General features: G+C 62.3%; 21 protein-coding genes. 10 read left to right on the top strand and 11 right to left on the bottom strand.

Features of this window, described 5'->3' with window-relative positions; all coding sequences use genetic code 11:
• Window positions 1–126 precede the first annotated feature (126 nt).
• From N1937_RS02540 to copM, 3 genes are all read left to right on the top strand, one after another.
• On the top strand, window positions 127–888 hold the full coding sequence (locus tag N1937_RS02540) for a hypothetical protein (RefSeq protein ID WP_260057381.1): 762 nt from the start codon (window positions 127–129) through the stop codon (window positions 886–888).
• A 57-nt stretch (window positions 889–945) separates the two neighbouring features.
• Window positions 946–1308 (top strand): hypothetical protein, encoded by a 363-nt coding sequence (locus tag N1937_RS02535; protein WP_222294575.1) that lies wholly within the window; start codon window positions 946–948, stop codon window positions 1306–1308.
• Window positions 1309–1382: 74 nt separating this feature from the next.
• Window positions 1383–1742 (top strand): CopM family metallochaperone, encoded by a 360-nt coding sequence (gene copM / locus N1937_RS02530; protein WP_026154449.1) that lies wholly within the window; start codon window positions 1383–1385, stop codon window positions 1740–1742.
• Between the two features lie 253 nt (window positions 1743–1995).
• Here copM and N1937_RS02525 read toward each other — a convergent pair whose 3' ends face one another.
• Window positions 1996–3045 (bottom strand): aldo/keto reductase, encoded by a 1050-nt coding sequence (locus tag N1937_RS02525; RefSeq protein ID WP_260057380.1) that lies wholly within the window; start codon window positions 3043–3045, stop codon window positions 1996–1998.
• Window positions 3046–3165: 120 nt separating this feature from the next.
• Window positions 3166–3489, bottom strand: a complete 324-nt coding sequence (locus N1937_RS02520) for a hypothetical protein (RefSeq protein ID WP_260057379.1) — start codon at window positions 3487–3489, stop codon at window positions 3166–3168.
• A 56-nt stretch (window positions 3490–3545) separates the two neighbouring features.
• On the opposite strand from N1937_RS02520, the gene N1937_RS02515 reads away from it, so the two are divergent.
• Window positions 3546–4250, top strand: a complete 705-nt coding sequence (locus N1937_RS02515) for an HAD family hydrolase (protein WP_017967168.1) — start codon at window positions 3546–3548, stop codon at window positions 4248–4250.
• Between the two features lie 21 nt (window positions 4251–4271).
• Here N1937_RS02515 and N1937_RS02510 read toward each other — a convergent pair whose 3' ends face one another.
• Entirely contained in the window at window positions 4272–4775 is a 504-nt protein-coding gene (locus N1937_RS02510) for a hypothetical protein (RefSeq protein ID WP_260057378.1), read from the bottom strand.
• Window positions 4772–5401 carry a DNA-3-methyladenine glycosylase I gene (locus N1937_RS02505; RefSeq protein WP_260057377.1) on the bottom strand — a complete coding sequence of 210 codons (630 nt, stop codon included), beginning with the start codon at window positions 5399–5401 and terminating at the stop codon, window positions 4772–4774. The genes N1937_RS02510 and N1937_RS02505 overlap by 4 nt, the downstream gene beginning before the upstream one ends.
• 248 nt (window positions 5402–5649) lie before the next feature.
• On the opposite strand from N1937_RS02505, the gene N1937_RS02500 reads away from it, so the two are divergent.
• From N1937_RS02500 to N1937_RS02490, 3 genes are all read left to right on the top strand, one after another.
• Window positions 5650–6399 (top strand): L,D-transpeptidase, encoded by a 750-nt coding sequence (locus tag N1937_RS02500; protein ID WP_260057376.1) that lies wholly within the window; start codon window positions 5650–5652, stop codon window positions 6397–6399.
• 224 nt (window positions 6400–6623) lie between these two features.
• Window positions 6624–7316 carry a L,D-transpeptidase gene (locus N1937_RS02495; protein ID WP_017967164.1) on the top strand — a complete coding sequence of 231 codons (693 nt, stop codon included), beginning with the start codon at window positions 6624–6626 and terminating at the stop codon, window positions 7314–7316.
• A gap of 123 nt (window positions 7317–7439) precedes the next feature.
• Window positions 7440–8114 carry an outer membrane protein gene (locus N1937_RS02490; RefSeq protein ID WP_017967163.1) on the top strand — a complete coding sequence of 225 codons (675 nt, stop codon included), beginning with the start codon at window positions 7440–7442 and terminating at the stop codon, window positions 8112–8114.
• A 120-nt stretch (window positions 8115–8234) separates the two neighbouring features.
• Here the strand turns inward: N1937_RS02490 and N1937_RS02485 are convergent, their stop codons facing one another.
• From N1937_RS02485 to N1937_RS02470, 4 genes are all read right to left on the bottom strand, one after another.
• Complete coding sequence (locus N1937_RS02485; protein ID WP_017967162.1) at window positions 8235–8666, bottom strand: hypothetical protein; 432 nt, start codon at window positions 8664–8666, stop codon at window positions 8235–8237.
• 42 nt (window positions 8667–8708) lie between these two features.
• Window positions 8709–10019, bottom strand: a complete 1311-nt coding sequence (gene glcF, locus N1937_RS02480) for a glycolate oxidase subunit GlcF (RefSeq protein WP_222296587.1) — start codon at window positions 10017–10019, stop codon at window positions 8709–8711.
• Window positions 10020–10301: 282 nt separating this feature from the next.
• On the bottom strand, window positions 10302–11504 hold the full coding sequence (locus N1937_RS02475; protein WP_260057375.1) for an FAD-binding protein: 1203 nt from the start codon (window positions 11502–11504) through the stop codon (window positions 10302–10304).
• Window positions 11501–12940 carry an FAD-linked oxidase C-terminal domain-containing protein gene (locus tag N1937_RS02470; protein WP_260057374.1) on the bottom strand — a complete coding sequence of 480 codons (1440 nt, stop codon included), beginning with the start codon at window positions 12938–12940 and terminating at the stop codon, window positions 11501–11503. Before N1937_RS02470 ends, N1937_RS02475 begins: the two co-directional genes overlap by 4 nt.
• Window positions 12941–13099: 159 nt before the next feature.
• On the opposite strand from N1937_RS02470, the gene N1937_RS02465 reads away from it, so the two are divergent.
• Complete coding sequence (locus N1937_RS02465; protein ID WP_260057373.1) at window positions 13100–13996, top strand: LysR family transcriptional regulator; 897 nt, start codon at window positions 13100–13102, stop codon at window positions 13994–13996.
• Between the two features lie 13 nt (window positions 13997–14009).
• Here the strand turns inward: N1937_RS02465 and N1937_RS02460 are convergent, their stop codons facing one another.
• Window positions 14010–14861, bottom strand: a complete 852-nt coding sequence (locus tag N1937_RS02460) for a LysR family transcriptional regulator (RefSeq protein WP_260057372.1) — start codon at window positions 14859–14861, stop codon at window positions 14010–14012.
• Between the two features lie 494 nt (window positions 14862–15355).
• Here N1937_RS02460 and N1937_RS02455 point away from each other — a divergent pair, with 494 nt between their 5' ends.
• Window positions 15356–16351 (top strand): zinc-dependent alcohol dehydrogenase family protein, encoded by a 996-nt coding sequence (locus N1937_RS02455; RefSeq protein ID WP_260057371.1) that lies wholly within the window; start codon window positions 15356–15358, stop codon window positions 16349–16351.
• Window positions 16352–16370: 19 nt separating this feature from the next.
• Here the strand turns inward: N1937_RS02455 and N1937_RS02450 are convergent, their stop codons facing one another.
• Both N1937_RS02450 and N1937_RS02445 read right to left on the bottom strand, forming a co-directional pair.
• Window positions 16371–17528, bottom strand: coding sequence for an adenosylhomocysteinase (locus N1937_RS02450; protein ID WP_260057370.1), 1158 nt, complete (start codon window positions 17526–17528; stop codon window positions 16371–16373).
• Window positions 17529–17938: 410 nt separating this feature from the next.
• Window positions 17939–18814: a LysR substrate-binding domain-containing protein gene (locus N1937_RS02445; protein WP_441005655.1), complete on the bottom strand. Its 876-nt coding sequence runs from the start codon at window positions 18812–18814 to the stop codon at window positions 17939–17941.
• A gap of 264 nt (window positions 18815–19078) precedes the next feature.
• Here N1937_RS02445 and N1937_RS02440 point away from each other — a divergent pair, with 264 nt between their 5' ends.
• Window positions 19079–19591 (top strand): NUDIX hydrolase, encoded by a 513-nt coding sequence (locus tag N1937_RS02440; RefSeq protein ID WP_222281647.1) that lies wholly within the window; start codon window positions 19079–19081, stop codon window positions 19589–19591.
• Window positions 19592–19601: the final 10 nt, after the last annotated feature.

The following is a 19601-nucleotide window of genomic DNA, read 5'->3' as shown; positions in this document are numbered from 1 at the left end:
CGGGGATTCCACTGACTGTGACAGTGGCGGTTTCCTAGCGGATTGGGCGGGGAGCGGCAAGGGCGAAGGGTCTTGATGTGGCTGCGAGAATCGATTGAACGAAGGAGTTCCCTCAGAAATGCGGATATGCTCATGATCACCGAGGCGCTTCTCTATGCCGCGACCTTGCCGCTGACCGGCAAGCCGCATCGAAAGTTCATCCGCCATTCGGTCAATCTCTGGTCGCGGGCCGGGCGCTGCACGGCGGATTGGGCCGAACATGAGGAGATGAGCCGGAAGGCGATCCTTGCGGCAACGTCCAACCTCAGGCGGAAGCGGACCGCCGTCGTCCTCGGCTCCGGCTTGTTGCGCGACGTGCCGATCGAAGCGTTGGCGCGAGATTTCGACACCGTCGTCCTGGTCGACCTCGTTCATCTCGCCTCGGTGCGCCTGTGGCTGTCGGCCAAATTCTATCGCAATGTCCGGCTGATCGAGCGCGATCTCTCCGGATATGATGAGCTTGTTGCCGGCTGCGAACCCGAACCGCTCGGCTTCCTGCGCCGCGTGCCCTATCTCGATTTTGTGGTTTCCGCCAACCTCTTGTCACAGATCGGTCGCGGCGTGAAACGACGCCATGAGGCCGAGGCCGGGCGAATGCCTGAAGACACGGTGGAAAGGCTGATCGCGGCACATCTGACCGGGCTTGCGGGACTTCCCTGCCGCAGCTGCCTGGTGACCGACATCGCCTATGCCGTCATCGACCGCAACGGCAAGACGCATGAAGAGGCCGACCTGCTGCATGGCGTCTTGCCGCCGCCGGCAAAAGCCGCATGGACATGGCCGGTCGCGCCACTGGGTGAAGAGAGCAAGGATTATAGGATCGAGCACAAGGTCATGGCCGCTTGGTGACCGGGATGTGACCGCCGGTCGCCTTGGCTTGTATCAGGCATTCGCCTATAAAACGGCATGCGCATGCTTGCCCTCATCACGATGTTTCTTAGCTGGCTGATCTTTAGCGCCATGTCCGCATGGGCGGGCTGTCCAACCTGTGCGTCGATGAATGCAGCCGCCATCGAAACCGGCATGCATCATGAGATGGCAGGCATGGAAAGGCCTTGGATGGCTGATAAGGCCGATCCCTTGAAGGACCCCTGCGCCAGCGGCAATTCCGCGCATATGCCGCTTTGCGCCGCCTGCCTGTTGCTGCCAGCGGCGGTGACGGTCATGGATGGCGGAAAGCCCATTTTCGGCTACCCCGCCCCGGCGCCTGCCCGCGCCCTGGACGACGACAAGCCGGTGCCGCAGCCGCCCCCTCCCCGACTGTCCTGAGACAACGCTTTCCATGCAGAATGGGCGGCCCGGCCGCCTGGAAGACCTATTGTCAGACAGAGGAAGGAACTCTCATGTCTTTGAAAATCATCGCCCTCACCGCAATGCTCACCATCGTCGCCGCTCCCGTCCTTGCCGAAGACAAGCCGATGGACATGAGCAAGCCGATGGGCAACCACGATGCGGCAAGCCACGCCTTCAGCGAGGCGAATGCCAAGATGCACAAGGATATGATGATCGAGTATAGCGGCGATGCCGATGCGGATTTCGTCCGCGGCATGATCCCGCACCATCAGGGCGCGATCGATATGGCCAAGATCGAGCTGCAATACGGAAAAGATCCCGATATCCGCAAGCTCGCCGAAGCCGTCGTCAAGGCGCAGGAAGCCGAGATCGCCGAGATGAATGCCTGGCTCAAGGCCCAGGGCAAGTAGTCGATCGTTGACGGAAAAGGGGAACGCCGGAAATGTCAGGCGTTCCCAGACTCTTTCGTCATGCTCGACCAGCCCCTTCCGCCTGCCGGCACCTTCTCCCTGCACGCGGCGCGAAGGGGATATGCCGCGACCTCTCCGTCCCCCGCCACCTCTCGCAGGGCACGTCCCCTCGCCCCGTTTTTACGGGGAGGGGGTTAGAGTGAGGGGCAGCCATTCGCGCAAACCGGACAGCAGGGGCACAACGCCGGTAACGTCAGTCCTTCGGCTCGAAATCGGCCGGGCGACGGCCGGCACCCTGTCGCGCCAGCATCCAGCCCGGATATTCCGGAGCAAGCGCGCTCACCTCGTCGAGCCTCTTCATATCGTCTTCATCGAGCTTCAGCTTGACGGCGGCAAGGTTCTGGTCGAGCTGATCGACCCGCTTGGCGCCGATGATGACTGTGGTGACGAAGGGCTTGGCGAGGATATAGGCGAGCGCCACGGTGGCGACGCTGACGCCGTGTTTTTCGGCGACTTCGCGCATGACGGCGACACAGGCCCAGGCCTTGTCCTTGTCGACGGGCGGGAAATCGAAACTGGCGCGGCGGCCTTCACCATTGCCGGGCGCGCCGGGACCATACTTGCCGGAGAGCAGACCGCCGGCGAGCGGCGACCAGACCATCAGGCCGAGCTTTTCCTCCTGCATCATCGGCACGATGTCGCGCTCGAGATCGCGGCCGGCGATGGAGTAATAGGCCTGTACTGTCTCGAAGCGGGCAAAGCCGCGGCGTTCCGACAGGCCGAGCGCCTTGGAAATGCGCCAGGCCTGCCAGTTGGAGACGCCGATATAACGCACGAGACCACGGGAAACGAGGTCGTCCAGAGCGCGCAGCGTCTCCTCGATCGGCGTCACTGTATCAGTGGCGTGGATCTGATAGAGGTCGATATGATCGGTCTGCAGCCGCTTGAGGCTCGCCTCGACCGAATCCATGATGTGGCCACGCGAGGCGCCGCGGTCGTTCGGCTTGTCACCCATGACGCCGTAGACCTTGGTAGCGATGACGACGTCCTTGCGCGGCACATCGAGGTTCTTCAGCGCCTGGCCGAGCAGCCTTTCGGACTCGCCGGATGAATAGACGTCGGCCGTGTCGATGAAATTGACGCCTGATGCAAGCGAGCGCCCGACGATCCGGTCGGCGGCGTTCTGGTCGACGTCGGCGATGGCGCCCCAGGTGCTGCCCTGTTTGGCTTCGCCGAAGGTCATCGTGCCCAGGCAGATTTCCGAGACGAAAAGTCCCGTATTTCCGAGTTGATTGTAACGCATCGTGGAAAATTCCTTTGTGTCTGCCGCAAGAGGGGCTTGCGAACTCAAGAACTTCATTTTTTGATTATTGGCCTGCATATGACAGGCACAGCCGTGGCTGGCTGCAAGGTGAGGCGATTTTCATGTAGTGCGGCGGCGGCGCTTTTCAACGCCGCGCATGTCGCAATTCAAAGTGTTACAGCGTCCTTTGCGCGTCTGAAAAGACGCGCGGCGCTGTAACGGCGAACGTCCTTGTCTCGACCAGGCGGCCGATAGATTGCCGGCGATATTTCCAGAACAGGATGATTTAGGTCGGGTCGGCCTAAAATCTGAATCCTGTTCTAAGTTAAAAAGTGAGAGCATGATGTCGCCCGAAAACCGCTCACACTTTTCGGCATCGTGCCCTAAAGCGCGGCGCGGTCTTTCAGATTCGCTCTCGCGCTTTAGGTCCTTGTTTTTACGCATGTCGTTATCGCAAAACCGCGGCACAGTTTTGCGCGATATGCTCTAGAGGTACGCATATGACGACGCGACCACTGACCACGATTGGTTTCGATGCCGACGATACACTCTGGCAGAACGAACAATATTACCGGCTGACGGAAGCGCATTTCACCAGGCTTCTTGCCGATTTCGCCGAAGGACCGAAGATTTCCGAACGGCTGCTAGAGGCCGAGAAACGCAACCTTCGCCACTACGGCTTCGGCATCAAGGGCTTCACGCTGTCGATGATCGAGACCGCGATCGAAATCACCGAGGGCAAGGTCCCGGCGAGCGTGATCGCCAAGATCCTCGATACCGGCCGGGATCTTCTTAACCATCCGGTCGAGACCCTGCCGCATGTGCGCGATACGCTGGAGGCGCTTGCCGGCAAGTACCTGCTTGTCATGATCACCAAGGGCGATCTCTTCGATCAGGAGCGCAAGCTCGCTCAATCCGGGCTCGGCGACTTCTTCGATGCCGTTGAGATCGTCTCCGACAAGACGGCCGTCACCTATCGTCGCATCTTCGCCAAGGTCGGCGACGGGCCGGAACGGGCGATGATGGTCGGCAATTCGCTGAAATCCGACATCGTGCCGGCACTTGCCGCCGGCAGCTACGGCGTCTTCGTGCCACACGAACTGACCTGGGTGCTGGAACATGTCGACGAGCCGACGGAAGCGCCACGTTTCCGCAAGATCGGCCATCTCGGCGAATTGCGCGACCTGATCGACCGCCTTTCATAAGCTGCGCTTGCAGCTCTTATCTCATTGCTTGGCGGGCGCCTTTGGAAATAGCGACGGGCGCTCCGGCTCGGCCGGCGGTTTCGGCTGCTGCGAGGCAGCCGCCAGCGGCTCGATCAGGATGCTGAAGGGAGCGCCGAGGCCGCGTCGAGGCGAGACCTTGGAATAATAGGGACGCAGCAGCCAGGTGGCGTTTTCCTTGACTGTCGTCTCGAAGCTCATGCCGTCCTCGTCGGTGCCGAAGAAGGCCTCGTCATCCGGTTTCGACAGGTCGAAGATCGCCAGGAAGGCAAATTTGCTCTTGCTGGAAAAACTGATCTTCATGTGCTGGCCGGCGCGCACCGGCAGCGTATAGACATGGCCATTGCCGAACTTCGTCCAGCCCTTCAACTGCATGGTGACGGCCGGAAACTGCAGCTTCTCCAGCTTCTCTCCGGGATCGAGCTGCGGCGTCTGCGCCATGGCGGAGACCGTCAGGAGGAAAAGGGCGGCGGCGGCGATCAATGTTCTCACGGAGTAATCTTTCATGGGCGAACCAGGGCGGTGCGCATCGCCTCGACCTCGGGCCGGCAGAAGCAGCCTTCCAGATGATCGTTGACGAGACCCATCGCCTGCATGAAAGCATAAACTGTGGTCGGGCCGACAAAGGTCCAGCCGCGTTTCTTCAGATCCTTAGAAATGACCACGGATGTCGGCGTCGTCGGATTGGCGACGATGTGATCACGATCGACGACTGCCGGCCGCTCGTTATGGTCGGGTTCGTAGCGCCAGAAATAATGGGCGAGCGAGCCGAATTCGTCCCTGAGTTCTATTGCACGCTTGGCATTGTTGATGGTCGAGACGATCTTGCCGCGATGACGGATGATGCCGGCATCGGCAAGGCAGCGCGCGACATCGCCTTCGCCGAAGAGGGCGACCTTCTCGAAATCGAAACCTGAAAAGGCGGCGCGGAAATTCTCGCGCTTGCGCAGGATGGTCAGCCAGGAAAGGCCGGACTGGAAACCTTCGAGGCAGATCTTCTCGAAGAGGCGGACGTCGTCGGTGACGGGGCGGCCCCATTCCTCGTCATGATACCTGAGATAGTCGGGCAGATTGGCGTGCCAGTGGCAGCGGCTCCTGCCGTCCTCGCCGATGATGATGCCTGTCGCGCTCATGATCCTTCATTCTGCGGGGGTCCGCTTCGTTCTCCGGTCTTGATTCCGGCCTTACCATTTGCAAACCGTCTTTCCAAACCGAACGGTAACCCTGACGAAAAGTTTATCCGATCGGTCGGCTTTTCATGAATCGATCTTTACCATTCGCTGGCGGATTGGATGGCAGCGTCTTTCCCGGGCGGAACATCTCCGCCCGGGCGGACATGTCCCGCCAGCGCATTTTCGGTCATTTGTAGAGAGTTCGTCCGATGATGAAACAGCTTGTTCTTGCCGCAGCCCTCTTCGGCCTTTTCTCCACGGCCGCCCTTGCAGACGACCGCTACGCCACCCGCCCGCCCGTCGTGCTCAGCCCCGATCTGACCGCGCCCTGGATCAACCAGCTGGGCGGCGGCACGGTTCGTCCCGTCGTCTACCAGCGGCCGGTCATCCAGCCGCAGCAGCGCGGCCTTTTCCAGCGCCGCGTGCTGCGCCAGGCGCCGCAGCTGTCACCGCAGACCGTTTCGGCGATCAATCCCGGCATCCCGTCGATCCGCCATCCGATCGAACCGCAATACCTGCCACAGATGGTTGACTACGACACCGCGGAAAAGCCCGGCACGATCGTCATCGATACCAACAACCGCTTCCTCTATCTGGTGATGCAAGGCGGCAAGGCGCGCCGCTACGGCGTCGGCGTCGGTAAGCCGGGCTTCGAATGGGCAGGCGCTCACAAGATCACCCGCAAGACCGAATGGCCGGACTGGACGCCGCCTTCCGAGATGATCAGCCGCGAGGCCGCCAAGGGCCATTACCTGCCGGCGCGCATGGACGGTGGCGCAGAAAACCCGCTCGGCGCCCGCGCCATGTATCTTGGCTCGACGCTTTACCGCATCCACGGCACCAACGCGCCCTGGTCGATCGGCAGCGCCGTCTCCTCCGGATGCATTCGCCTGCGCAACGAAGACGTCGTCGACCTGTATGACCGCGTCAGTGTGGGAACCCGCGTCATCGTCATGTAAAGGCGGGCCAATACTTGCAGCGCCACGTGTCTTTTCAGATGTAACCTTTAAATTGCTGCATGATTTTTCCTAAAGTCGATTTCGATTTGCGGATAAATCATGCAGTCGGAGCCGCAAGAACAGCCGGCTCCCCTTCTCCAAAATTGCTGTATCCGGCCACGCCGATCTTGAATCAGGCAGAAGTTCATGTAGCTTCGAGCGGATTTGCTTGAGGGGAATCGATCATGATCAAACTAATGCCGGGTCTGGCTGCTGCCGGACTTGTCCTGTCCTTGATGTCTACATCCGCCTTTGCAGCGCCTGCCGGCTCCGCGCCCGACAATGCACGGGCCCCGGCACAGATCGTGCGCGTGGCGCAGATGCCGAAATACGTGAAGCCGCAGTTCAAGCGCAAGAAAGTGCGGCTGGTGACGACGGAAGCCGCCGGCACCGTCATCATCGATACCAACAACAAATATCTCTATCTCGTCGAAGGCAACAACCGCGCCACCCGCTACGGCATCGGCGTCGGCCGCGACGGCTTCGGCTGGTCGGGGGTCGTCAAGATCGGCCGCAAGGCCGAATGGCCGGGCTGGACGCCGCCGGCAGAGATGCGTCGCCGCGAAGCCGCCAAGGGACATATGATTCCTGCTTTCCAGGAAGGCGGCGAGGACAATCCGCTCGGCGCCCGCGCCATGTATCTTTACCAGGGCGGCCGTGACACGATCTTCCGTATTCACGGCACCAATCAGCCCTGGACGATCGGCCTCAACATGTCTTCGGGCTGCATCCGGATGATGAACGAGGATGTGACGCATCTCTACGATCGCGCGCCTGTCGGCACCAAGGTGATCGTCATCGGCCCCGGCAACCGGCAGGGCAAGGTCGCGTTTGAAGACCGGGGCATCGACGTGCTGCGCACGATGTTTGGCGGCTGAGCAACACTCTCAAAAAAAACGAAAGGCGCATTCTGACGCGCCTTTTGTTTTGCTTAGACTTTGCGGCCGAAAGCTGGCAAACCTGCCTAAGAGTCGACACATTTGCAATATCGGGGCTATTCAATGACATATGCGCTGCGTTCCTCCGCTTCACTGCTTGCGGGCATCGCGTTTTTGACAATCTGTTCGGCAGTTACCGCCTCGGCGGAAGATCTGCAATTCTCCGTCTACGGCGGCTACCAGACCGCACCGCATAGCGGCGTCGATCTCTCCGACGGCACGCATTTCACCGCCGGCTGGGAAGGCAAGTCCTTCGGCGCCCCGCCCTATTACGGCGGCCGCGTCACCTGGTGGCTCGAGAACTTCAACAAACCGAATTGGGGTATCTCGCTCGATTATACCCATGACAAGGTCTATGCCGACGACGATACGCTGGCCAAGACCGGCTGGTCGCATTTCGAATTCACCGACGGCCTGAACCTGATCACGCTGAATGGTCTCTACCGTTTCCAGGATCCGACCCGCCGCTGGACGCCCTATCTCGGCGCCGGTATCGGCGTGAACATTCCGCATGTCGAAGTGATTCGCCCTGAGGGCAAGACCTGGGCCTATGAATTCGGCGGCGTGACGCTGCAGGCCCAGGCCGGCGTCGACTTCAAGGTGACCGAGCGCTGGTCGACCTTCGTCGAATACAAGGGCACCTATTCGCGCATCGACGTTCCGATCGACAGCGGCGTCGACCTGAAGACCAACATCTTCACGAATGCCGTCAACGTCGGCGTTTCATTCCACTGGTAAGAATAAGTTTCGGCTGCGGTGTTAGAGCGGTTCAGCGCATAGAAGCGCAGAACCGCTCTAACCTTTTATTGTTACGCAACTCCGGACGGAAAACCGCTTCGCACTTTTCCTGAAATTGCTCTATTTGGTGCCGCAGCTGACCTTGCCCTCGACGGCATAGGGCTTTGCGCCGCCTGCTATCGTCAGGGAATAGGTGCCGCTGAAATTTGCCGCCGGCTTGCCGCGCTCGCCAGCGACGACCACCAGATCCAGTGTTGCTCCGCCGGTATCATCTTCGCCGCCGTCAAAGACCTCCATAAGCAGTTCACCGTCGCGCGACCAGTGATTGGTCAGGTGCTGCGATTCGAAAACACGCTTTCCGAATACGGTTGATTCCTTGACGATGAGCGCGCCGCGGAAATGATTGAGCTTGTGGCCGGCGGTACTTTCGAAACCGCTTTCCAGCGTGAAGCGCGCTTCCTTGTCATCGGCGGAACAGAAGTAACGACTGTCGGCATGGGCAGTGCCTGCCGCACCGAGCAGTCCCGCAAGTACAATCATTCCCCGCCACATCGTCTAAACTCCCGAGACCGGCCCGACGGGCCTTCGCAAGCTTCAACCTAACGGCAAACCTGTTAATTTTTCCGGCACAGCGCCGCCATAGGCCCAATCGAGAAGTTCGACCGTATGGAGGATTGGCATGCCGGTGCCGGTGGCGATCTGGGTGATGCAGCCGATATTGCCGGTGGCGATAATATCGGCCTTGGTCGCCTCGATGTTCTTGACCTTGCGCGCCTTCAGCGCCGCTGAGATTTCCGGCTGCATGATGTTGTAGGTGCCAGCAGAGCCGCAGCACAGATGGCCTTCGGCCGGATCGCGCACGGCAAAGCCCGCCGCTTTCAGCAATTGCTTCGGCGCGAGCGTGATCCGCTGGCCGTGCTGCATGGAACAGGCGGAATGATAGGCGACCGTGATGCCCTTCGGCATGTGTGCCGGCAGGTCGAGGGTTGCGAGATATTCGGTGACGTCCTTGGCCAGTGCCGAAACCCTGGCCGCCTTTTCGGCATAGGCGGGATCGAGGCGCAGCATGTGACCGTAATCCTTGATCGTCGTGCCGCAGCCCGAGGCGGTGATGATGATCGCATCAAGGCCCTGCCCGTCGATCTCGCGCGTCCAGATATCGACATTGGCACGGGCGCTTTCGAGCGCCTGTTCGGCGCGCCCCATGTGATGGACCAGCGAGCCGCAGCAGACCTCGCCTTCCGGCAGCACGACCTCGACGCCGAGGCGCGTCAACAGCCGGATCGCCGCCGCGTTGATGCCGGGATCGAGCACCGGCTGGGCGCAGCCGGAAAGGATCGCCACCCGGCCGCGCCGTTCCGTCTCGGGCGGGTAGCTGCCGGGTTTTGCGAAAGGCGAAGCAGCGGGGATGCGGCGCGGCGCAAGCGCCAGCATGGCGGCGAAGGGTTTCAGCGCGCCACCCCGCATCAGGCCGGCGAAGGGCCGACCGAGGCGGGCGAGATTGAGCGCCAGGCGGAAGCGGCCGGGATAGGGCAGCACGGCGGCAAGGATGGCGCGCGTCAGCCGGTTCATGAACGGCCGTTTGTAGGTCTTTTCGATATGGGCGCGGGCGTGATCGACCAGATGCATGTAATCGACGCCGGAGGGACAGGTGGTGACGCAGGCAAGGCAGGAGAGGCAGCGGTCGATATGAGTGACGACCTCGGCGTCGGCGGGCCGGCCGTTTTCCAGCATGTCCTTGATCAGGTAGATGCGGCCGCGCGGGCTGTCGAGCTCGTTGCCGAGCGTCACATAGGTAGGACAGGTGGCGGTGCAGAAACCGCAATGGACACATTTGCGCAGGATCTGCTCGGATTCGGCGACATCAGGATCGAGCAACTGGGTCGGGGTGAAGTTGGTTTGCATCACGTAGTCTCCAGCCGGGTTTCATAAGGTTGGAGCGACGCGGTAGCCACTTGCTCCCTCTTCTCCCCCGCGGGGAGAAGTGCCGAGCAAAGTGAGGCGATGAGGGGGCGAGCGACGAAAGGAGCGAGCATCTGAGCGACAAGCGAAGATGACATTTGCCGCGCCGCCCCCCTCATCCGACCCTTCGGGCCACCTTCTCCCCGCTGGGGAGAAGAGGGAGCAAGTCCAGCCGCAGTGCCATCTCTCGACGCCGATATTCCCAGATAGCTCGAAATCAACATCTCAGCCACCCATCTTCCCCGGACTAAAAATCCCCATCGGATCGAACTTTTCCTTCACCCGCCGGGACAACATCGCCACCGCCTCGGGCTCGGGATGGAAGGCCAATGTAACCGCCCTCGCCTCACCCGATGCACGGATCAGCGTCGCGTGGCCGCCGCCGAGCGCCTTGATGTAGCGTCGGACCTGCTCGGCTTCGGGGCCGGCCTCCATGCGCATCCAGACGAGGCCGCCCTGCCAGTCATAGAAGGCGTCGATGCCGGCCTCGAGGCGGAGGGCTGCGACCAGTTGATGGCCGGTGCCGGGGGCGACCGAGACACGCCAGACCGACCGCGCCGTGCCGTCGGCATAGGGCAGTACGTCACGTATTTCCTGCCACAGCCTGTGGCTTTCCGTCTGCTCCAGCCGCGTGACGATGGCGAAGGCCGACATTGCCGCGGCAAGCTTTTCAATGCGCACGTCGACCGAGCCCGGCAAGCCTTCGATGCGCAGAACCGTCGCCTCGCCCTCGGGCAATTTGCCGGCGAGGAATTTCCAGGTCACCGTCAGCGGCAGATGCGCCGCGCACGAGACTTCGACCGGGAGGGCCATCGCCGCCGCCATGGCGTTCGCCGCTTCGGCGTCATTAAGGCCTGATAGTACCACCGTCCGCTCCGTCTTCGGGCGCGGCGGCACGCGGAAGGTGACTTCGGTGAGGAAACCCAGCGTGCCGTGCGAGCCGGCGATCAGCTTGACGAGATCGAGGCCGGTGACGTTCTTCATCACCCGGCCGCCGGCCTTGATGATCTCACCCTTGCCGTTGACGAAGCGCACACCGAGCAGGCTGTCGCGGGCAGCACCCGCGATCAGCCGGCGCGGACCGGAGACATTGGCAGCGAAGACGCCGCCGATGGTCGGCTCGCCCGATGTGCCCATGAGAGGGCGATGATCCATCGGCTCGAAGGCGAGCATCTGGCCGCTCTCCGAAAGTGCCGCCTCGACCTCGGCAAGCGGTGTGCCGGATCGGACGGTCATGACCATTTCGCCGGGATTATAAGCGACGATGCCGGAAAGCCCGGTCGAGCGCAGCCGGTCTTCGGCGATAACCGCATTGCCGAAGCCCGAGCGGCTATCGCCGCCGCAGATTGCGAGCGGCCGGCTGGTCTCTGCATGGGCGCGGACGATCGCTGCCGCCTCCTCCTCGCTCGTCGGCATCAGGTCGATCATGCCGCGGGGCGCCCTTCGAGCGGGAAGACCTTCGACGGATTGAGGAGCCAGCCGGGATCGAAGGCGGCACGCGCCGCCATCTGTTGGGCAAGGTCGGTCTCCGAATATTGATGACGCATCAGGTCGCGCTTCTCGATGCCGACGCCATGTTCGCCGGTGAGGCAGCCGCCGGCGTCGACGCAGAGCCTCAGAATATCGTTGCCGGCCGCCTCGGCACGGGCGGCATCTTCGGGATCGTTGGCGTTGAAGAGGATCAGCGGATGCATATTGCCGTCGCCGGCATGGAAGACATTGGCGACGCGCAGGCCATAATGATCGACGATCTCGGCAGTCCTCTTCAGCACGTGGGAGAGCTGGCTGAGCGGCACGGTGCCGTCCATGCAGATATAGTCGGCGATGCGGCCGGTGGCGCCGAACGCGGATTTGCGGCCCTTCCAGATCAAAGCCGCCTCGGTCGCCGACTGGCATTCGCGTACGGTCTTGACAGCATGCCGGCGGGCGATCTCGACGATGTCCTTCAGCGTCGCGTCCATCTCCGCTTCCGACCCCTCGACCTCGACGATCAAAAGCGCGCCGACATCGAGGGGGTATCCGGCATGGGCGAAGGCCTCGCAGATCTCGATCGCCGGCTTGTCCATGAATTCGATCGCGACCGGGATGATGCCGGCGGCGATGACATCGGCAACGCAGGCGCCGGCCTCTTCCGAACTCTCGAAGCCGAAGAGCACGGGGCGCGCGCCTTCCGGCTTGGCGATCAGCCGCACCGTCGCCTCGGTGACGATGCCGAGCTGGCCCTCGTGGCCGCAGACGAGGCCAAGCAGATCATAACCTGCCGAATCCAGCGCCTTGCCGCCGAGTTCGATCACCGTGCCGTCGACCAGCACCATCCTGACGCCGAGCAGATTGTTGGTGGTGACGCCGTATTTCAGGCAGTGGGCGCCGCCGGAATTCATGCCGATATTGCCGCCGATGGTGCAGGCGAGCTGCGAACTCGGATCAGGCGCATAGAAAAAGCCGTCCGCGGAGACGGATTCGGAAATATTGAGATTGGTGACGCCCGCCTGAACCACGGCGACGCGGTTCGGCAGATCGATTTCGAGGATGCTGTTCATCTTCGACAGGCCGAGCACGACGGCATCTTCCTGCGGAATAGCGCCGCCGGAGAGCGAGGTGCCGGCGCCGCGCGGCACGACGGGAATGCCGTAGCGGTTGCAATAGCGCATGATGGCCGAAACCTCGGCCGTGGTGCGCGGCAGGGCGACGGCAAGCGGCAGGCGGCGGTAGGACACGAAAGCGTCGGTCTCGAACGGCACCAGCTCGCGCGCCTCATGCACCAGGCATTCCGGCGTCAGAAGATCGGTCAGATCGGCAACGATCTGGGCGCGCCGTGCCAAGACATCGGCACGGGGCTCGAGAAACGAAATGGCGTCGGACATGGCGTTCTCCCTGGCCCTGACGAGGGGAATGACAGCGGGAAGATGACAGCGGAAACCGGCCGCGAACCTCCCTGCCGCCGATAGATCGGCTTAGCACTTTCCCGAAAGTGGCGCAAATGCTAAGCACTTATGCCAAAAGGGGAAAAAGTCACAAACCTTATGACCAATCTGGGTGATCTCGAAATCTTTGCCAAGGTCGTTTCGACAGGCAGCATGTCGCTCGCCGGCCGCGCACTCGGCTTTTCCCCGGCCGTCGTCTCCAAACGGATCAAGCGGCTGGAGGATCGGCTCGGCACGCGGCTTCTACAGCGCACGACGCGACAAATCTCGCTGACGGAAGCCGGACAGGGCTTCTACGACCGCGTACTCGGCATTCTCGCCGGGCTGGAGGAGGCGGAATTCTATATTTCCGGCCGTTCGGCGCAGATGCACGGCACGCTGAAGATCTCGGCCCCGACCTCCTTCGGGCGCATGCATATCGCGCCGCATCTGAAGGCTTTCATGGAGACGCATCCGGAGCTGGCGATCAACCTGGTGCTGACCGACGAATTCAGCGACATCGTCGGCGGCGGTTTCGATCTGGCGATCCGCATCGCCGAACTCACCGATTCGAGCCTCGTTGCCCGCCGGCTGGCGCCGGTGCGCCGGCTGCTCTGCGCTTCGCCGGATTACCTTGCGGCGCATGGCGAGCCGAAGCATATCGACGAGCTGAAACGCCACCGCTGCCTGCCGGCCCACAATAACGACACCTGGCGGCTGAACGGGCCGGACGGGGCGCTGAGTCTCAGGCCGGAAGGCATGCTGATCACCAATTCCAGCGAGGTGATCCGCGAGGCTGTGATCGCCGGCCTCGGGATCGCGCTGCGCTCCACCTGGGACATCGGTGAAGAGCTCAAAGCCGGCCGGCTGGTGCAGGTACTGCCGGGCTATGAAAGCTCGCACAATGTCGCGCTGTCGGCCGTCTATCCCAGCCGGCAATTCCTGCTCGCCAAGGTGCGGTTGTTCATCGACTATCTGGCAGGGCTTTATGGCCCCGTCCCCTATTGGGAGCGCTGATCGCTGCGCCGGTTCAGCGCGCCAGCCTCTCGATGACGAGGTCCAGCAGGGCGCGCAGCCGTGCTAAGCGCTTCATGTCGCGGTGATAACCGACCCAGGTGTCGCGGCCGGGCGGCGGTTCACCGAGATCGACCAGTTCGATGGCAGCATGCGAATCGCCGAGCGGCCGTGGCAGGACGGCGAGCCCGGCGCCATTGGCACAGAGCGCCGCCTGCACATCGCGGCTGTTGCTGCGCATGACGATCTCGGCCCGCGGCAACAGGCGACGCAGCCAGCCGACATCAGGCATGTCGCCGAAAGCCTCGTCCATGGTGACGAGGCGGGCGCCCGCTCCGTCGCCGGCTTCGGGGTGCAGCGCGCCGCGGCTGATATAAAGGCCGTATTCGATATGGATGAGCTTGCGCGATATGACCTCCGCTTCCGCGAAGGGCTGGATGCGGAAGACGAGGTCAGCTTCGCGTCGTGACAGGCTGAGAAGCCGGCTGTCGGTCAACAATTCGACCACCACCTTCGGATGGACTTGCGAGAATTCCGCCAGCACCGGCGAAAGCACATGCGCGCCGAACCAGTCGGATGAGGATAGCCTCAGAAAACCATCGAGTTGACGACTGCCGCCGGCAAGGCTCCGCTCCATGGCGAGCGCCTCCTCTTCGATGCGTTCGGCGCCGGCGAACACGGCCGCGCCTTCATCCGTCAGGACGAAGCCATCGGTCGTGCGCTGAAAGAGCGTCTGGCCGAGAGAGGTTTCAAGGGCACGCAGCCGCCTGCCCATCGTCGGCTGCGTCAGTCCGAGGCTGCGGGCCGCTGCCCCCAGCGTGCCGAACCGCGCGATCGCCAGAAACAGTTTGAGGTCGCTCCATTCCATCGCTAGAGCCTTTCCGGGTTAGATTGAAGCATTCTGCCGGAGCAGGTTTTCGTCAGGGCAGAGGCGATTGGCGAAGGGCATACCCCTTGGTACGTCCGAGCCGATCGCCTTTGATCCTGGCGCAAAGATGCCCGGCCCACCGGCCGCACCGCTTCGCCATGGCGAAGCGATACGTGCGCCCGGCGATTCTGAGTCTTGCAGATTTGCCAGGCAAATCTGCGGGAAGGTTGGCTGAAACGGGCCGGCTGATCGACCGGCCAGCTTGGCCGTAGGGCTGGGCTACGACACGCGCCGGCCGGTCGACCATCCGACTCCGTTTGAGCCAACAGAATGCTGCAATCTAACCCGGAAGGGCTCTAGCATCCGCCAAACAAAAATGCATGGACTTCAGTCTTTATCTTTCATTTTCATTCGTGTTTCAATGAACCATCTTCTTCCAGAACAACTTGCTGCGGCGCGCTACGGACGCCACGATGCAAACGAAGGAGAGTTCGATGTCTGTACAATCAACAATGAAAGCGCTGCTGGCTGAAGCGCCGAATTCGCCATTGCGCGTCGCCGATATTGCAAAACCGGTTCCCGGCGCAGGCCAGGTTCTGGTGCGCATCAAGGCAAGCGGCGTCAATCCGCTCGACCTCAAGATCCGGGCCGGCAATGCGGCCCATGCCCGCCATCCGCTTCCCGCCATTGTCGGCATCGATATGGCCGGCATCGTCGAAGAGATCGGGGCTGGCGTCAGCGGTTTCCGCCAGGGCGACGCGATCTACGGCATGACCGGCGGGGTCGGCGGCATTCAGGGATCGCTTGCCGAATTTGCTGCAGTCGACGCCGCGCTGCTGGCGCCAAAGCCGCAGAATCTGTCGATGCGCGAGGCAGCCGCCCTGCCGCTGATCTCGATCACCGCCTGGGAAGGGCTGGTCGACCGCGCCGCAGTCAAGGCCGGCCAGAAGGTTCTCGTGATTGGCGGCGGCGGTGTCGGCCATATCGTCGCGCAGATCGCCAAGGCTGTGGAAGCCGAGGTTTATGTCGTCGACAGCGCTTCGAAAGCGGACTATCTCGCCGGCCTTGGTGCAACGCCGATCGATCGCGATGCGGAAACGGTGGAAACCTACGTCGCAGGACACACCGGCGGCAGGGGTTTCGATCTGGTCTACGATACGGTCGGCGGCCAGGGGCTCGATACGGCATTCCGAGCCGTCAGCCGGTTCGGTCATGTCGTGAGTTGCCTCGGCTGGGGAAGCCACGCGCTGGCGCCGCTCTCCTTCAAGGCCGCCAGCTATTCCGGCGTCTTCACGCTGCTGCCGCTTCTGACCGGCGAGGGACGCGCCCATCACGGTGAAATCATGCGTGAGATGACGAAGCTCGCCGAAGCCGGCAAGGTGATGCCGAAGCTCGACCCGCGCCGCTTCAGCCTTGCCGATACAGATGAGGCGCATCGGCTGATCGAAGACCGGAAGGCGGACGGAAAGCTCGTCGTCGAGATCGACTGATCTCGGTCGGTCGAAGGAATCAACGCGCCAGATCGAGATAGGCGTTCGCAACCATCGCATCGATATCGGCGGCCACGGACACGAGGCAGGATTGGGGACCCGCCTCACCCCTGGCGATGCGTTCCAGGCAGCGGGCCTGCAGGGTGAAGCCGAGATCCATCGACTCGACGGTATTGCCGAGCGGCCGCGGGCCGGCGAGATTGGCCATGTGGCCGCCACCGAGCACGTGGAAGGAACGACCGTCGCTCAGATGGAAGGTCTCGATATGATCGGCGTCGTAGCGATCGATGCCGATGACATCGGGGTGGCGGCGGAAGGCCTCGACATCGATCTCATGCGGGAAATGGCCGCCATTCATCAGGATCGCGCCGTCCTTGACGAGCGGCAGGTCGGCTGCCGTCACGATGCCGGCAAAACCGGTGACGGTGACGATGATATCGGCCGAGCGGATCGCCGCGTCGCGCAGCGGTGTGGTGAAACCGTCGAGATGAGCTTCGAGCGTCGTCACCGGATCGATATCGATGACGCTGACGGTAGAAAAGGCATTGCGGAAACAGGCGGCCGTGCCCTTGCCGCAGGCGCCGTAGCCGAACACCGTCACGCGCTTCCCGTTGGTGGAGCGGTTGGTGAAGCGCAGATAGCTTTCAAACAGGCTCTGGCCGACGGCATGCCTGTTTTCGGCGAACTGCTTGATCGGGCTGTCGTTGATGACGAGGATCGGCATGTTCAACCGCTCGCGCAGCGGCAGCAGGCGGGTGCGGGCCGAGGTGGTTTCCTCGGTACCGCCGCGGAGATTGGCATAGGGTTTTTCCGCCGCGATGGCGAAGAGATCGCCGCCATTGTCGAGCAGCAGATCCGGCTTTTCAGCAATGACTGCTTCGAGGCTCTGCTGATGAGCGGCAGGATCGGTCGTCTGCGTGGCAAAAACAGTGATGCCTTGGGAACGCAGGAACTCGACTGTCGAAGGCTGGGTGCTGTTGAGATTGCCGGTGCAGACGAGACGTGCGCCGCCGGCGCGAAGCGTCATCAGCAGCGCCACCGTCTTCGGCTCGAGGTGAATGCCGGTGCCGATCGACAGGCCCTCGAAAGGACGCGTCCGCTCGAATTCGGCCGCCGTCGCCTTGAGCAGCCGGCAGCCGTTGCCGATCCAGTCGATGCGGGTTGCGGTCTTTTCCATTGTCTCTTCCTATTTGCGTATCGTGCTGTTTTTAGCGGAGCAACAGGGCTGCGAATATGGAAGTAATTCTGACGAAGGAGCAGAAAATCTGCCGTTTCAGGCCGGTGTCGGTGCCCCTCATCCGCCTGCCGGCACCGACCGGGGTCGAGCCACAGGTCTCGACCCGTCCTTCGGACCCCAGTTTACGGGGCGAATGGACATTCCGCGCCCTCTCCGTTCCCCGTCCACCTTTGCGAAAGACCCCTCCCCAACCCCTCCCCACAAGGGGGAGGGACTAAGCCGGAGCGCCCGCCTCTTTCCACTCGAAACGTCGCAGATCTGGAAAAAACGAGTGCGGCAGGTTAAGCCCCTCCCCCTTGTGGGGAGGGGTTGGGGAGGGGTCTTGATTGGGTCCGAACCGCCACGCCCCTTCAACCCGACATCCCGCAACGGAGCAGCCAACCGGACAAAGCCGCAAAGGCCGGCCGCTTCGCATCCGGCGTACGGCAGCAGAGGCTGTAACCCGGCAGCCGGGAGATGAAGCCATAGGGCGCGACCAGATACCCGCGCTGAAGATCGTCCTCGATCGAAGCGCGTGGCGCAAGCGCGATGCCAAGCCCGGAGCGGGCGGCACCCAGCGCCAGCAGCAGATCCTCGAATTCCTGGACGCGGGAAAAGACGACCGGCGGCGTGCCGCTTTCGGCAAACCATTCGTCCCAGAGCTTCGGAACGCTGCGGCTGGCGAGCATCGTCAGCGCGCTCATCGCCGCTGGGTCCTTGGACAGTGTCGCGGCAAGCGAAGGCGTCGCGACCGGGCCGAACTCGTCCTCCATGAACCGCAGGGCCGAAATGCCTGCCGCCGGCCGGTATTCGCCGCCCATGATCACAGCGTCCAATTCGGGGTGCACCCGCAGCGGCTCGACCATCGTCATCGGCACGATGTCGACGGTATCGCCGAGGCTCGCCTGCATGTCTGCCATACGCGGCATCAGCCACCAGACCGCGAAGGCTGAGGGCACGCCGAGCCGAATACGGCTCGGCGCGGCGCCTTCAAGTTCCGAAGCGGCGCGCTGCAGAATGTCGAAAGCCGCACTCGAAGCTTCGGCAAAAGCCCTGGCCTGCAAGGTCGGGACCAGCCTGCCGCCGTCACGCGTGAAGAGCTTGCGGCCGAAATGATTCTCCAGCGTGTCGATCTGCTGGCGCACGGCGCCACGCACCACATTCAGCTCTTCGGCAGCCTTCAGAATGCTGCCGTGACGACAGACGGCTTCGAAGGCGCGGATGGCGTTGAGCGGTGGCAGACGCATGAGGACGACATTCAAAAAATCACGGTTGACCACTAGATCTCGCCATTGAACGAAAGGCAAGATCACGCCATATTGTACAGCTGTGCAATGTGACGCATTCGAGACAGGGCGTGACGGATTTTCCGGACCTGTCCGGCCTCGATTTCCCTATGAACGGCGTTAATCGCGGTGCAAATCGTTCTGCGGCCTTTTGGATTGCGTAAGCTTTCCGTGATATATGTATATGAGTGATTCCTAACGACGACTGCGAAGGTGACCCGACCATTGACTCTTCTGGCCCGACTGGCTTCCGATGTGCAACTGATGTTCCGGCGACCGCCGCGACAGCAATACGGCGCCCTCTGCTATCGGGCAAAGAAGAAGAGCGGCGAGGTCGAGGTGCTATTGATGACCAGCCGCGACACCGGCCGCTGGGTCATTCCCAAGGGCTGGCCGATGACGGGCAAATGCGCCCATGAGGTCGCGATGCAGGAAGCCTTCGAAGAAGCGGGCGTCCGCGGCGTTGTCGAAACCGAGACGCTCGGCGCCTATAGCTATCCGAAGGTGCTGCGCGACGGAGTGCAGGTGATCTGCAAGGTGCAGGTCTATGCCCTCGAAGTCACCGAGATGGCGAAGAATTTCAAGGAAAAAGGCGAGCGCCGCATTGAATGGGTTTCGCTTGATGAGGCGGCGACGCGCGTGCGTGAACCGGAGCTCCGCCACCTTTTCCTCGCCTTCAAGCAAAGGATGACCGACAGGCTTTCGGCCAAGGCGGCGAAGCAAATTCCAGCGGAATGAATCCTGCCAT

The organism is Rhizobium sp. WSM4643 (genome assembly GCF_025152745.1).
Classification (GTDB): Bacteria; Pseudomonadota; Alphaproteobacteria; order Rhizobiales; family Rhizobiaceae; genus Rhizobium; species Rhizobium leguminosarum_I.
Note: the sequence above shows the minus strand (reverse complement) of the source record. Positions and strands in the feature narration are given on the sequence as shown.